The organism is Idiomarina aquatica (assembly GCF_003987185.1).
In the GTDB taxonomy this organism is placed as follows: domain Bacteria; phylum Pseudomonadota; class Gammaproteobacteria; order Enterobacterales; family Alteromonadaceae; genus Idiomarina; species Idiomarina aquatica.
This window is the reverse complement of sequence record NZ_PIPS01000004.1, coordinates 77,308-91,665: the sequence shown is the minus strand read 5'-3', so window position 1 is coordinate 91,665 and position 14,358 is coordinate 77,308. Positions and strand designations below refer to the sequence as shown.

Below are 14,358 nucleotides of genomic sequence, written 5' to 3'. Positions count from 1 at the left end.
TAGCATCAAGTACACTAGAGAAAATTCAGTTCAAGGTGTCTGTATGAACGATAAAAAGCAAGATTCCATCGATTTTGGTTACCAACAAGTTGCCCGGGAACAGAAAAAGGGACTGGTTGCCAACGTATTCAACTCCGTTGCAGCCAAATACGACGTGATGAACGACGTTATGTCGTTCGGTATCCATCGTCTGTGGAAGCGTTATACCATTGACTGCAGTGGTGTGAGAAGCGGCATGAAAGTGCTGGATATTGCCGGCGGTACCGGTGATTTAACGGCACAGTTCTCACGCCGTGTTGGTCCCACCGGTGAAGTGGTCTTGGCAGACATTAACGATGCGATGCTGAAAGTTGGACGCGATAAACTGCGCGATAAAGGCTATGTCGGCAATATTCGTTATGTCCAGGCGGATGCCGAACAGTTACCCTTTGACGACAACACCTTCGATATTATTACCATCGCTTTTGGGTTGCGAAACGTGACCGATAAAGACGCCGCATTACGCTCAATGTTCCGGGTACTCAAGCCGGGTGGTCGACTGTTGGTGCTGGAGTTTTCTAAACCGGTTGCACCGGGGTTGAACCAAATGTATGACTTTTACTCATTCAATGTGTTGCCGAAGATGGGACAGTTGATCGCGAATGACGCTGACAGTTATCAATATCTTGCGGAGTCGATTCGTATGCACCCGGATCAGGACACCCTTAAAGGGATGATGCAGCAGGCGGGCTATGACAATGTTGATTATCAAAACTTGACCGGCGGCATCGTAGCGTTGCACAGAGGTTATAAGTTTTGATGAAAAGTCTGTCGCTGATACCCTGGATGTTGCTGGAAAAGCTGATTAACGAGCTCTTGGCGCGCGATCCTGGTTCGCTACAACGGCGCCAAAAACTGGTTGGTAAAAGTCTGCGCTTTGACATCAAAGAGTTACCGTTTGAACTCACCGTCAGTATTGACGAGTACGGTCTGCGGTTAACCACCGTGAGTGAAGGCGAAACCGACTGTTGGCTGCAAACCGAACTGGGCGTATTGCCCGAGCTCAGCGACAGCTCCAACCTTACGCGGTTGATTAAAGCGGGTAAATTGGATATTGAAGGCGACCCGATGTTGGCTCAGCAGTTGGTGGCGCTGATAAAAGAGCTGGATATCGACTGGGAAGCCGAGCTGGAAGCTAAAATTGGTGCTGTGCCAGCTCATTGGCTAAGCCAGATCTGGCGCAAAAGTCGGCAGCAAGTCGCAGATTCCCTGCAGCAGAGTCAACGGTGGGCAACCGGGGTATTGATTGATGAGAAAAAGATACTTCCGGCGCGAATTGAGTTTGAGCAGCATAAACAGCAATTGCAGCAATTGCGCGCCAAAATTGAACGACTAGAGCGTCAGTTAAGAGAGGACAGTTAATGCGAAGCCGGCGCCTGTATGCCATCACCAAAACCCTGTTAAGTTACGGTCTGGATGACTTGATCCCGGCGAAATGGTTGCCATGGTCTTTACGGCTAGGCCGTCACGCCCTGTTTTGGCTACCAAACCGGCATAAAGATAAGAGTCCTGGTGTGCGCCTGCGGCTAGCGCTGGAATCGCTCGGGCCGGTATGGGTCAAATTTGGTCAAATGCTGTCTACCCGGCGCGACTTATTGCCGCCGGATATCGCCTTGGAGCTGGCTTATTTACAGGATCGGGTGGCGCCTTTTGATGGTCAGGCGGCGCAAGCCATAATCGAAAAATCGCTGGGGCTAAAGCACATCAGCGACTTGTTCGAAGATTTTAATACACAGCCATTGGCATCCGCCTCAATCGCACAAGTTCATACCGGTAAGTTACGTGTTGCCGACGGCGACGTGAAAGACATTGTCGTCAAAGTCATTCGGCCGGATATCCGTCGCACCATTGATGCCGACCTCGAGTTAATGGAAACCTTAGCGTCGGTGATGGCTCGCCACTTACCGGACGGGCGACGGTTGAAACCAAAGGAAGTAGTGCGCGAGTATCGCAAGACGTTGCTGGATGAGTTGGATTTATTGCGTGAAGCCGCTAACGCCATCCAGTTAAAACGTAACTTCGAAGACTCAAAGCTGCTGTATATCCCGACGGTTTATAGTGATTACAGCCGTAATAACGTTATGGTGATGGAACGTATTGACGGCATTCCCGTCAGCGACGTAGAGGTATTAAAAGCTCGCGGCGTGGACATGAAAAAATTGGCCGAACGTGGTGTCGAAGTGTTTTTCACACAAGTTTTTCGGGACAGCTTTTTCCATGCGGATATGCATCCGGGTAACATTTTTGTCGCCAAAGATGACCCCTTGAACCCACGTTATATCGGTATTGATTTTGGCATTGTGGGGACGTTGAACCGGGAAGATAAGCGTTATCTGGCGGAAAATTTTCTGGCGTTCTTCAATCGTGACTATCGAAAAGTTGCGGAACTCCACGTGGACTCCGGTTGGGTGCCGCGGCACACCAACATTGAAGAGTTTGAGTCTGCGATCCGTACGGTCTGTGAACCAATTTTTGAGAAGCCGTTGGCAGAAATCTCGTTCGGTCATGTGCTGGTGAACTTATTTAACACCGCACGCCGATTCGAAATGGAAGTTCAACCGCAGTTGGTGTTGTTGCAAAAAACCCTGCTTTATATCGAAGGCTTGGGTCGTCAGCTCTATCCGGAGCTTGATTTGTGGAAAACCGCAAAACCGTTCCTGGAGCGTTGGATGAACGAGCAACTGGGCTGGCGAGCGGTAGTTCGTTCCGTTAAGGAAAATGCGCCTTATTGGGCTGAGAAATTACCGGAATTACCGAACTTACTCTATGAGAGCCTGCATGCTCAGCAACACGTTCAGCGACAACTTGAGTTACAGCATCAACGTCAGCTACTGCAACAACGTCAGGCGTCGACCAGTTCGTTTTGGTCACTGTTGACAGCCAGTGGTGTTATCAGCACAACCTGGTTGGCGACGGCGAATATTGCGCCAGGCTGGCCGATCACTTCTGCTGTGATTACTGTTATACTCGGCGCACAAGCGTGGCGGTCGCGACCCCACGTCATAAATCGTTAACGTGGAAAGGTGACTTATGGGCATCAGTATTTGGCAACTGCTAATTCTTCTAGCTATCGTAGTATTGTTATTTGGTACCAAACGTTTGCGCAATATCGGTAGCGATATCGGCAGTGCGGTAAAAGGGTTTAAAAAGTCGGTTAGCGAAGACGATGACAGCAAACCCGCTTCTGAAGATGAGAAACTGACTCAAAACGATAAGAACGCTACGACCAAGGAACGGGCAGACGCTGATAACGAACAGTCGCGGAAGTAACGATGTTTGATATCGGCTTTTGGGAGCTGTTGCTTATTGCGATAGTCGGGCTACTGGTGCTCGGCCCGGAACGCTTACCGTCGGCGCTACGAAGCCTGCAGCGGACGCTGGGGAGTATTCGCAGCTACGGTCAGCGCATGCAAAATGAACTGGACCATGAGCTGCGTATTAAGGAGTTGCATGAACACCTTAAGAAAGCAGAAGCTCAGGATTTCAGTGACTTGAGTCCAGAATTACAACGTTCAATTGTTGAACTGCAAAATGCCGCGGCTGAAGTGCAACGGCCCTACCAGAAGCAGACAGAATCGAAAGACAATGACGAGGAGCAGAAATGAGCGACTCGCCGTTGCTTGATCATCTATTGGAATTGCGTAACCGTTTGTTGCGCGCCCTTGTCGCCATTATCCTGGTTTTTGCCGCATTAGCGTATTTTGCCAATGATCTGTATCGGTTGTTGGCGGAACCGCTGATCAAGCATCTGCCGGAAGGCACACAAATGATCGCCACGGATGTGGCTGCGCCATTTTTTACCCCGTTTAAGCTGACGTTTGTCGTGGCAGTGGCATTGGCTATCCCATTTTTGCTGTGGCAACTTTGGGCTTTTATCGCGCCGGGCCTTTATAAATCCGAAAAACGCCTGGTGGTTCCTTTGCTGGCCAGCAGTACACTGCTGTTTTATGCCGGAATCGCCTTTGCCTACTTTGTCGTATTGCCATTGGCGATGGGCTTCTTCACTAGCGTAGCACCGGCAGACGTCGCTATCGCAACGGATATTTCACGCTATTTAGATTTTGTATTGGCAATATTTGTTGCCTTTGGTATTGCCTTTGAAACACCAGTCGCTATTGTATTACTGATATGGAGTGGCGCCAGTACGCCTGAGTCACTCAGTAAAAAGCGTCCATACATTATTGTTGGCGCCTTCACGGTCGGGATGTTATTAACGCCGCCGGACGTAATTTCGCAGACATTATTAGCGATACCAATGTGGTTGTTGTTTGAGCTGGGCCTGGTCATTGGCCGATGGTATCGTCCCAAAAGGAAACGAGACTAAACACTGCTCATGTGGTTTGATGCCGGAGTCAATTTAACCAACGCACGTCTGTCAAAGGATGTGGATGGCGTTATCGCCCGAGCACAGGAAGCGGGTGTGCGCCGGCAGTTGATCATTGCGACCAATGAACAAGAGGCAGAGCGGGCAATAGCATTATGCGAACGCTACCCTCGACAACTTTACGCAACCGTTGGCGTTCATCCTCATGACGCTGCCGGCGTCAGCAGCGACTACATCGATAAGCTGGAGGCGCTGGCAAAGCACCCGGCGGTGGTCGCCATTGGTGAATGCGGACTGGACTTTAATCGCAACTTTTCTTCCGAGGACGATCAAAAGCGGGTCTTTTCAGAGCAGATCCAACTGGCTAACCGGCTTGGTTTACCCTTGTATTTACACGAACGAGAGGCGTTATCCACACAGTTGGAGCTGCTGACACGCTATTGTGCTGATCACACGCCCTGCTTGTCCCATTGCTTTACCGGCGGGCCAGACGACGCAAAAGCTTACCTTGAGCGCGGGCATTGGTTTGGACTGACCGGCTGGTTGTGTGATGAGCGCCGCAATCAAGCACTGCTGGAAGCGTTACCGATACTGCCGCGGAATCGTATTGTGCTGGAGACCGATGCACCTTTCTTATTACCCAGAACGGTAAGACCGCGGCCTAAAATGAATGAACCGGCGTTACTACCCTATATCGGTAATGAGCTGGCGGTACACTGGCAATGTTCGGTCGCCGCGCTGGCCGAACAGACAACCACGAACGCACTGCGTTTGTTCGAACTCGAGCAGGAACGCTCATGAAACGCTGGGTCTACCTGTTGACGTCAGCGATTCTGCTCACGCTACTGGTGGGTTGGTACACGGCGAATGCCAATACCGACTTATCGAACAGCGAAGAACCTATTGAACTGTGGTACTTAAAGTCTGAAACACCATTAAGCCTCTCCGATGTCTATGAAAACGACAACGTTCAATGGCAGCGGCTGGACAGCGCCCGGGCATCATTTGGCTACACCCGGGATGAGTACTGGTTGCGGTTATTTATTGATGCAAAAGACTACGACCGCGTCTTACATGTGGGCTATCCATTAATTGATGAGCTCGATATTTATTGGGTTCAACCGGAAACCATTAAAACTTATGAACTGGGCGACCGTCAGCCTTATTACGAGCGACCCATTTTGACGTCAGAGTTTTCGGTGCCTTTGCCGGCTGGTGAATCCGGCACTCTTTACATGAGCGCGCGTACCGAAAGTTCAATGCGGCTCCCGGTTTCAATCCGCAGTGAGCAGCGCTTTTTTGACGCGCAAATGCAAAAGCGTTTGGCCGAAGGCATTTATTTTGGCGTGTTGTTGTGTATGGCGGTATACAACCTGTTTGGATTTGTCGCCTCCCGCGAACCTGAGTTTGGTCTGTATTCGTTGTATACGCTGTTTTTCGGGGGGCTGATGCTGTCGCTGGACGGTCTCGGTTTTCGATATTTGTGGCCCGATTCGTTATTTCTGCAAGACAAAGGAATACCGATTTTTGGTAGCCTGACGTTTTTAACCGCGGCATTGTTCGCTTATCAGTTGCTGCGTTTAAAGGAATATCGCACCACCCTGGCCCGCGGGCTGTTTGTTATGGCTGGATTGTCGGTACTGACGTTTTTGGTTGCCATATTCGCAAGTTACCGGGTAAGTATTCACGTGCTTCTGGTGATGGCCGCACCGGGTTGTTTGTTCTTATTGATCGTCGGTGCTTATTTGTGGCGCAAAGGTTTGGTTTATGCGCGCATGTTTACCATCGCCTGGGGAACCTTATTGTTGTCGGTGATGGCGAATTCGCTCGGCTATTTGGGTGTCATCGACAGTATGTTCATTCAGCGCCATGCCATCATGTTGGGGTCTGGTATCGAGATACTGTTGTTGTCGTGGGTACTGGCCGTGCGTTATAACGAGCAACGACGAGAGAAGTTGGAAGCTCAAGAGCGCTATAATGAAGAGTTGGAAGGCCGCGTAGAAGAGCGCACCTTCGAATTACAAATTGCGTTACGCGAGTTGCAGGACGTCAACACCGAACTCGAGAAGCGCAACTTCGAAGATTCATTGACCGGGCTGTACAACCGCCGCTACTTTACCCAGCAACTGGAAAAAGAGTATCGACGTGCGTTCCGAAATCAACGACCGCTTAGCTTATTGATGGTCGATATTGATCATTTCAAAAAAGTGAATGACACTCACGGTCACTTTATCGGTGATCAGATCCTGCAGGGGCTGGCAAGCGTGCTGAAGCAGAGTGCTAAGCGCCCGGGAGACATTGTCTGTCGTTACGGCGGTGAAGAGTTTGCTATCATTTTGGCAGATAGCCTGCAGGAGCAAGCGGAAGCCTTTGCTGAAAGCTTGGTCAAGCGTGTTCGCAAGACTCGCTTTGCGACCGATTCCGGGGCCAGAAACATTACCATCAGCGTCGGTGTTGCAGAACTCGACAGCGCGGCGGGGCAATCGACAGAACGTTTATTTAAAGCCGCGGATGAGGCATTGTACCGAGCGAAGCGCGAGGGACGTGATCAAGTCGTTACGGTTTAGCCTACCGAACTTACGTTGTAACTATTAGGAGTGATCGAATATGACCGAACTGGGTAAATTCCCAATGACTCGTATGCGCCGCAATCGCGCGACGGACTTTCGCAGACGTTTAGTGGCAGAAACTTCGGTCAGCGTGAATGATCTTATTTATCCGATGTTCGTGGTTGAAGGCGAACAACAACGCCAACAGGTAGCATCAATGCCGGGTGTCGAACGCCTTAGCATCGATTTACTGGTAGCGTCATGCCGCGAACTGGTTGAGCTGGGTGTGCCAATGGTGGCGTTGTTTCCGGTGACGCCAGAGTCAGCAAAGTCATTAATGGCAGAAGCCGCATATGATGATGAGGGCCTGGCGCAAAGAGCGGTCAGAGCGATCAAAGCCGCCTGTCCGGAGCTGGGCGTAATGACCGATGTTGCACTGGATCCCTTCACCACACATGGACAGGACGGCATTATTGATGATCAGGGTTACGTGCTTAACGACATCACGACCGACGTGCTGGTTAAGCAGGCGTTATCGCACGCACGTGCCGGTGCCGATGTGGTTGCACCGTCGGATATGATGGATGGTCGTATCGGCGCGATCCGCAAGGCGCTGGAACACAACGGCTTTGTTAATGTGGCGATCATGGCTTACTCGGCCAAGTATGCCAGTGCGTTCTACGGCCCGTTCCGCGACGCGGTAGGTTCGGCTGGCAATTTAAAAGGCGCGGACAAAAAAACCTACCAAATGGATCCGGCAAATCGGCTGGAAGCCATTCGTGAAGTCGGGTTAGATATTCAGGAAGGCGCTGACATGGTTATGGTGAAGCCCGGTATGCCTTATCTGGATGTGGTGCGTGAAGTCAAACAACAGTTTGGCGTACCCACCTTTGCTTATCAGGTGAGTGGAGAGTACGCGATGTTAAACGCAGCCATCGAAAACGGTTGGCTGGGCAGTGACGTGATTGAAGAAAGTTTACTGGCGTTTAAACGTGCCGGGGCCGACGGTATTCTTACTTATTTTGCGAAAGATATCGCCCGTAAGTGGCAGCGTTAAGCGGTTTCTGTTGCTACCATTTCCGCCAGGAGCCCTTCTCGCAGGGCTCCGTTGGTAACCCCAAAGACATCGATTCCCAGTTCGCTGAGAACTCCCATCAGAATGGCTATACCGCCGCACAGAATCGCTTTGCGGTCGTCCCGTAAGCCGACAAAGTTTAACCGCTCAACCTGTTGTGTTTGTACGCAACGTTCGATCAGCTGTGCCAGCCAGTCGCGGGTTAAGTTGGTCTGCCCTTCTGCCATCGCGATTTCTGCAAGTGCACGGAAGGTACCAGATGCACCGAGTACATGATCCCAACCTGCGGCTTGATAAGCGCTGGTATAGCTACTGACCTGCTGGCGCGCCTGGTTTACGGCGTGTTCAAAACGCTGCCGAGTAATTTGGCCATCGGCAAAATGATGATTCTGGAACACAACGCAGCCCATATCAAAGCTGTTTAGTACGCTAGGCGACAATGGTCGTCCGGCAATCACTTCGGTGCTGGCGCCACCAATATCAATGACCAGGATGTTGCCTTTTTGCTCGGCAGCCGCACAGACCCCCGAGAAAATCAGCTCGGCTTCGCGCTCACCCGATATCACGCTAATCGGGTGCCCGAGGGCTTGCTCGAGTTGTGGCAGGATCTGGGTCTGGTTTTTTGCTTTACGAAGAGCAGCCGTAGCTACCGCACAGACAACATCGGGATTAAATCGGAGCAATTGGTCAGCAAAGCTGTGCAGGCACTCAACGCCGCGCTGGACGGAGTCATGATCAAGCTCAAACTGTTGGTTAAAACCGTCAGCCAGCCGCACCTTGTGCTTGTAACGGGCAACGATGCGAGGTTTAGGGTAAAAGCCTCGCATCGAAACCTCTGCCAGCAACAAATGAAAACTGTTGGAGCCCATGTCGATGGCAGCGAGGCGTTTATAACCGGGTTTCATACTAGTTTTTGCGCTGCGCTCCAGGTTTACGTTGGCGAGGCTTACCACGACCGCCGGAATGACTGCGACGTCGACGATGGGTAGGGCGTGGACGTTTTAAATCGCTCAGCAATGCCGTTTCGTCGTAATTGGTTACCGGAATCGGATGGCCAATGTACTCCTCGATGGCTGGTAAGTTGTAAACATACTCTTCACAGGCCAGGCTAATGGCTGCGCCACTGGCGCCGGCACGGCCGGTACGACCAATGCGATGAACGTAGTCTTCGCAATCGTCCGGCAAATCAAAATTATAGACATGACTGACGGCCGGGATGTGCAGGCCGCGAGCGGCAACGTCGGTGGCGACCAGAATGTCCAGTTGCCCCTGGGCAAAGTCCTCGAGGATCTTCAGGCGTTTTTTCTGCGGCACATCACCGGTGAGCAAGCCAACACGATGATCGTTTACCGCAAGCCATTGGTAAACCTTATCGCAACCGTGCTTGGTGTTAGCAAATACGATCGCTTTATCGGGCCAGTCCTCTTCAATCAGTGTCAATAACAGCGGCATTTTATCCGGCTTGGATGGATAAAAAAGCTCTTCACTGATGCGGACGCCGGTTTTTTGTTGCGGCTCGACTTCGACCTTCGCCGGAGCGTTCATGTGCTCGTATGCCAGCTCCTGCACACGGTAAGATAGTGTCGCGGAGAACAATAAATTCAGCCGTTGCGCCGGCGGTGGCATCTTGCTGAGCAAATAGCGGATGTCATTAATAAAGCCCAAATCGAACATACGATCGGCTTCATCCAGCACCACCACCTCAATATTATCGAGGGCAAATAAGCCCTGCTTATAGAAATCGATCAGGCGGCCGGTGGTACCCACTAAAATGTCCGGTTGACTGGCCAGCTGTTCTTTTTGAACCTCATAGCCCTCACCGCCGTATATAACGGACATGTTCAGGTCACAGTTCTTGGTCAGTGGCTCGGCATCATGGGCAATCTGAATGGCTAATTCGCGTGTCGGCGCCATAATCAGTGCACGGGGGCCGTTACGGGTTGTAGACTGTGGCTTGTTCATTAAGCGGTTGAAAGTCGCCAGCAGAAATGCCAAGGTTTTACCGGTTCCTGTTTGCGCTTGACCGGCTACATCTTGACCTGCCAGTGCAACAGGAAGACTTAAAGCCTGAATCGGAGTACAATACTCAAAACCAGCGTGCGTCATAGCTTGCTCGACTTGAGGATGTAACCCAAGTTCGGCGAAGCGTGTTTCTGTAAGATGTGTTTTATTCATAAGTTATAAGCATATCAGTTTGCGCTTGTATTCAAAAACATAAATAATAGTATTTTAAAATATTTCCACGCGAAGAAAGTAGCGGAGAGTACCATGAGTGACGTAATTGTTCAGCTAAGCGATGACAGTTTTGAAGAAGATGTCATCAAATCCGATAAACCCGTTCTGGTAGATTTTTGGGCGGAATGGTGTGGCCCGTGCAAGATGGTTGCCCCTATTCTGGATGACATTGCGGATGACTATAAAGACAAATTAGTGATTGGCAAGCTGAACGTAGACCATAATGACCAAACACCTCCTAAGTATGGTATTCGCGGCATCCCGACACTGTTGTTGTTTAAAAACGGTGAAGTGGTGGCGACCAAAGTCGGCGCATTGTCACGTGCACAATTGACCGAATTTTTGGATCAACATATTTAAGAAAATCAAAAAACGGCGCAACATGCGCCGTTTTTTATTGCACGAGAGCTACCGTTGGTCGCGAAAACTGGACGAATCCGAAATTTGATGATAGCTTTTGCTTATTAACTAGACATCTGGGTGATGCTTGCCACCGAATCGCCGCAGATAGAATGTAAACGAATCTTTCAGTCGTTGGCTTCGCACCTCGCGAAATCCAGACCCAAGCAGTAACCGTAACGACTTAACTTTAGCGATAAGAACCCTTAAAGCGAGTCACACTGACTTAACCATTAATCGATAACTCGAAAACCCTCCTATGAATCTGACAGAACTTAAAAATAAACCTGTAAACGAACTTGTCGAACTTGCCGATAGCATGGGCCTTGAAAATATGGCGCGGCTGCGTAAGCAAGATATCATTTTTGCCATTTTGAAGGCGCACGCGAAAAGCGGCGAAGACATCTATGGTGGCGGCGTGCTGGAAATTTTGCAGGATGGCTTTGGCTTCTTGCGCTCAGCGGATTCGTCATACCTGGCAGGGCCGGATGACATTTATGTATCGCCCAGCCAAATCCGTCGCTTTAACTTACGTACGGGTGATACCATCGGCGGCAAAATACGCCCACCGAAGGACAGTGAACGTTACTTTGCGTTACTGAAAATCCGTGAAGTTAACTTCGACAAGCCTGAAAACTCCCGCAATAAAATCCTGTTTGAAAACTTAACCCCATTACACGCCGACGAGCGTTTCCGTCTTGAGCGAGGCAATGGCAGCACCGAGGACATTACCGCGCGGGTGTTGGATTTATCAGCGCCAATCGGTAAAGGTCAGCGGGGCTTGATTGTGGCACCACCAAAAGCCGGTAAAACCTTGCTATTGCAAAACGTTGCAACGTCGATTGCTGCCAACCATCCGGAAGCGGAGCTGATCGTTCTGTTGATTGACGAGCGTCCGGAAGAAGTGACCGAAATGCACCGTTTGGTGAAAGGTGAAGTGGTTGCCTCGACGTTTGATGAGCCGGCAAACCGCCACGTACAAGTTGCGGAAATGGTCATCGAAAAGGCCAAGCGCTTAGTCGAGCACAAGAAAGATGTGGTTATTCTGTTGGATTCAATTACTCGTCTGGCGCGTGCATACAACACCGTTATCCCAAGCTCAGGTAAGGTTCTGACCGGTGGTGTTGATGCTAATGCATTGCACAAACCTAAGCGCTTCTTCGGTGCAGCCCGTAATGTTGAAGAGGGTGGCAGTTTGACCATCATTGCGACGGCGCTTATCGACACCGGCTCAAAAATGGATGAAGTCATTTATGAAGAGTTTAAGGGCACCGGTAACATGGAACTGCACTTAAACCGTAAAATTGCAGAACGCCGTGTGTTCCCGGCCATCGACTTTAACCGTTCGGGTACCCGTCGTGAAGAGTTGCTGACGACTCAGGATGAACTGCAAAAAATGTGGATCCTGCGTAAAATCATGAATCCTATGGGCGAGGTAGAAGCCATGGAATTCTTGATCGACCGGTTACAGATGACCAAGACTAACGATGAGTTCTTTGAGTCAATGAAGCGTCAGCGCAACAGCTAAGTAACGCATGAAATATCAAGATCTTCGTGACTTTATTAAGCAGTTAGAGGCGCGTGGCGAACTGAAGCGCATTACGCAGCAAATTGACCCCTATCTGGAAATGACAGAAATTGCGGATCGCACGCTAAAAGCGGGCGGTCCCGCGTTACTGTTCGAAAACGTCAAGGGCCATTCTATTCCGGTACTGGCCAACTTGTTTGGTACCCCGGAGCGGGTTGCCCTGGGGATGGGACAGGAGTCGGTGACCGCGCTGCGTGATGTCGGTAAACTGTTGGCATTTCTAAAAGAACCTGAGCCGCCAAAAGGCTTTAAAGATGCGCTGAATTTGCTGCCGACTTATAAAAAAGTGCTCAGCATGTCGCCGAAAATGGTAAAAAAAGCGCCTTGTCAGGAAGTGATCGTCAGCGGTGATGACGTCGACTTGACGCAATTGCCAATTCAGCATTGCTGGCCTGGCGATGCTGCGCCACTGATTACCTGGGGTTTGACGATAACCCGCGGACCGCATAAAGAACGCCAGAACCTGGGGATATACCGACAGCAATTGCTGGGTCGTAATAAACTCATCATGCGCTGGTTGTCCCACCGCGGTGGCGCGTTAGATTATCAAGAGTGGTGCCAGCAACACCCGGGCGAACGCTTCCCGGTTTCGGTCGCATTAGGCGCTGATCCGGCGACGATTCTCGGAGCGGTGACGCCCGTGCCTGACAGTTTGTCGGAATATGCGTTTGCCGGTTTGTTGCGAGACAGCAAGACACAGGTAACGCAGAGCGTCAGTAACGACCTGCAGGTGCCTGCGCACGCAGAAATCATTCTTGAAGGTTATATCGAACCGGGTGAAACCGCGCCCGAGGGGCCCTATGGTGATCACACCGGCTATTATAACGAAGTGGATGAATTTCCGGTATTTACCGTCACCCACGTGACCCACCGACGCGATCCGATCTATCACAGCACCTATACCGGCCGACCGCCGGACGAACCGGCCGTGCTTGGTGTTGCTCTGAATGAAGTGTTTATTCCGTTATTGCAAAAGCAGTTCCCCGAGATTGTTGACTTCTATCTTCCACCCGAGGGCTGTTCGTACCGGCTAGCGGTAGTGACCATGAAGAAGCAATATCCTGGCCATGCGAAACGCGTGATGATGGGTGTGTGGTCTTTTTTACGTCAGTTTATGTATACCAAGTTTGTTATCGTCTGCGATGACGACGTCAATGCTCGTGACTGGAAAGACGTTATCTGGGCAATGACCACGCGGATGGACCCCGCTCGCGACACGACACTGGTCGAAAATACACCCATTGATTATCTCGACTTTGCTTCGCCGGTATCTGGGCTTGGTTCAAAGATGGGAATGGATGCGACCAATAAGTGGGTCGGCGAAACTGATCGCGAATGGGGCGAACCCATCACAATGAGCAAGGACGTTAAACAACGCGTCGATGAGCTCTGGGACCAACTGAATATTCTGGAGAAGTAAATGTCAGAACAACTCACTTGCCAGGCCAATATTAGTCGGCAATTGGCTGATTACGTCTGGGAAGTCAGTATCAAGCTGCCTAAAGCCGTTGAATTTAAAGCCGGACAGTATTTGCAGGTGGTAATGGGCGAAACCGATAAGCGCCCCTTCAGTATCGCGTCGGATCCGGCTGAACATCATCAGTGGTTACTGCACATCGGTGCTCCTCCAGATAACGCCTACGCGGGAGAGGTACTGGAGCGGATCAGACAGCACCAGCAGCTCGATATCGAAGCACCGGCGGGTGAGGCTTTTGTGCATCTGCCGCAACAACAGCCGGTTGTGCTCATTGCCGGCGGCACCGGGTTTTCCTACACCTATTCTATCTTGCAAAAACTGCTTGCGGATGGGTTGAAACAGCCGGTTTACCTCTACTGGGGTGCAAAGCAAAAGCAGGATTTATATTTGCACGAGCGGTTACAGCAATTGGCGCAGCAACACCCACTGTTCAGCTACCGTCCGGTGCTGGAACAGGCGGATGAAAGCTGGTCTTACGCGATCGGCTTGGTGCATCATGCGGTTATGGCTGAACGCACAGATCTGGCTGACTGTCAGATTTATATGGCGGGGCGGTTTGAAATGGTCCGTGTTATTCGTGACGATTTTGTTGCCCGTGGTGTGCCGCTGGCACAGTTACACGGAGACGCCTTGTCGTTTATTTAAACGGTTGAACAATATGACCGTCGCGTT

The 14,358-nt window shown here is 50.8% G+C and carries 15 protein-coding genes; 13 read left to right on the top strand and 2 right to left on the bottom strand.

All coding sequences use genetic code 11. The features are described 5' to 3' along the window. Positions 1–43: 43 nt before the first annotated feature. From ubiE to hemB, 9 genes are read left to right on the top strand one after another with little or no spacing between them, the layout of a single operon-like run. Positions 44–799, top strand: a complete 756-nt coding sequence (gene ubiE / locus CWE23_RS11505; protein WP_105307416.1) for a bifunctional demethylmenaquinone methyltransferase/2-methoxy-6-polyprenyl-1,4-benzoquinol methylase UbiE — start codon at positions 44–46, stop codon at positions 797–799. Continuing rightward, entirely contained in the window at positions 799–1,401 is a 603-nt protein-coding gene (locus tag CWE23_RS11500) for a ubiquinone biosynthesis accessory factor UbiJ (protein WP_105307415.1), read from the top strand. Before ubiE ends, CWE23_RS11500 begins: the two co-directional genes overlap by 1 nt. Beyond that, the gene (ubiB, locus tag CWE23_RS11495; RefSeq protein WP_105307414.1) at positions 1,401–3,053 is read left to right on the top strand and encodes a ubiquinone biosynthesis regulatory protein kinase UbiB; all 1,653 of its coding nucleotides are present in this window, start codon (positions 1,401–1,403) and stop codon (positions 3,051–3,053) included. The genes CWE23_RS11500 and ubiB overlap by 1 nt, the downstream gene beginning before the upstream one ends. 16 nt (positions 3,054–3,069) lie before the next feature. Continuing rightward, entirely contained in the window at positions 3,070–3,309 is a 240-nt protein-coding gene (tatA, locus tag CWE23_RS11490; protein WP_105307413.1) for a Sec-independent protein translocase subunit TatA, read from the top strand. Positions 3,310–3,311: 2 nt separating this feature from the next. Continuing rightward, positions 3,312–3,644, top strand: a complete 333-nt coding sequence (gene tatB / locus CWE23_RS11485; RefSeq protein ID WP_126820326.1) for a Sec-independent protein translocase protein TatB — start codon at positions 3,312–3,314, stop codon at positions 3,642–3,644. Continuing rightward, on the top strand, positions 3,641–4,363 hold the full coding sequence (gene tatC / locus CWE23_RS11480; RefSeq protein ID WP_105307411.1) for a twin-arginine translocase subunit TatC: 723 nt from the start codon (positions 3,641–3,643) through the stop codon (positions 4,361–4,363). The genes tatB and tatC overlap by 4 nt, the downstream gene beginning before the upstream one ends. Before the next feature lie 9 nt (positions 4,364–4,372). Beyond that, positions 4,373–5,164: a TatD family hydrolase gene (locus CWE23_RS11475; protein ID WP_105307410.1), complete on the top strand. Its 792-nt coding sequence runs from the start codon at positions 4,373–4,375 to the stop codon at positions 5,162–5,164. Beyond that, the gene (locus CWE23_RS11470; protein ID WP_126820325.1) at positions 5,161–6,930 is read left to right on the top strand and encodes a sensor domain-containing diguanylate cyclase; all 1,770 of its coding nucleotides are present in this window, start codon (positions 5,161–5,163) and stop codon (positions 6,928–6,930) included. Before CWE23_RS11475 ends, CWE23_RS11470 begins: the two co-directional genes overlap by 4 nt. Before the next feature lie 40 nt (positions 6,931–6,970). Continuing rightward, positions 6,971–7,969: a porphobilinogen synthase gene (gene hemB / locus CWE23_RS11465; RefSeq protein ID WP_105307408.1), complete on the top strand. Its 999-nt coding sequence runs from the start codon at positions 6,971–6,973 to the stop codon at positions 7,967–7,969. Here hemB and CWE23_RS11460 read toward each other — a convergent pair. Together CWE23_RS11460 and rhlB are read right to left on the bottom strand one after the other, a co-directional pair. After that, positions 7,966–8,892: a Ppx/GppA phosphatase family protein gene (locus CWE23_RS11460; RefSeq protein ID WP_126820324.1), complete on the bottom strand. Its 927-nt coding sequence runs from the start codon at positions 8,890–8,892 to the stop codon at positions 7,966–7,968. The two genes, hemB and CWE23_RS11460, sit on opposite strands and share 4 nt — an antisense overlap. 1 nt (position 8,893) lies before the next feature. Beyond that, the gene (rhlB, locus tag CWE23_RS11455; protein WP_105307406.1) at positions 8,894–10,162 is read right to left on the bottom strand and encodes an ATP-dependent RNA helicase RhlB; all 1,269 of its coding nucleotides are present in this window, start codon (positions 10,160–10,162) and stop codon (positions 8,894–8,896) included. A gap of 93 nt (positions 10,163–10,255) precedes the next feature. Here rhlB and trxA point away from each other — a divergent pair, with 93 nt between their 5' ends. From trxA to fre, 4 genes are all read left to right on the top strand, one after another. Then, the gene (gene trxA / locus CWE23_RS11450; RefSeq protein WP_105307405.1) at positions 10,256–10,582 is read left to right on the top strand and encodes a thioredoxin TrxA; all 327 of its coding nucleotides are present in this window, start codon (positions 10,256–10,258) and stop codon (positions 10,580–10,582) included. A gap of 298 nt (positions 10,583–10,880) precedes the next feature. After that, positions 10,881–12,149: a transcription termination factor Rho gene (gene rho, locus CWE23_RS11445; protein ID WP_105307404.1), complete on the top strand. Its 1,269-nt coding sequence runs from the start codon at positions 10,881–10,883 to the stop codon at positions 12,147–12,149. 7 nt (positions 12,150–12,156) lie between these two features. Then, complete coding sequence (gene ubiD / locus CWE23_RS11440) at positions 12,157–13,629, top strand: 4-hydroxy-3-polyprenylbenzoate decarboxylase (protein ID WP_126820323.1); 1,473 nt, start codon at positions 12,157–12,159, stop codon at positions 13,627–13,629. After that, positions 13,630–14,331 (top strand): NAD(P)H-flavin reductase, encoded by a 702-nt coding sequence (gene fre / locus CWE23_RS11435; RefSeq protein WP_105307402.1) that lies wholly within the window; start codon positions 13,630–13,632, stop codon positions 14,329–14,331. Positions 14,332–14,358 lie beyond the last annotated feature (27 nt).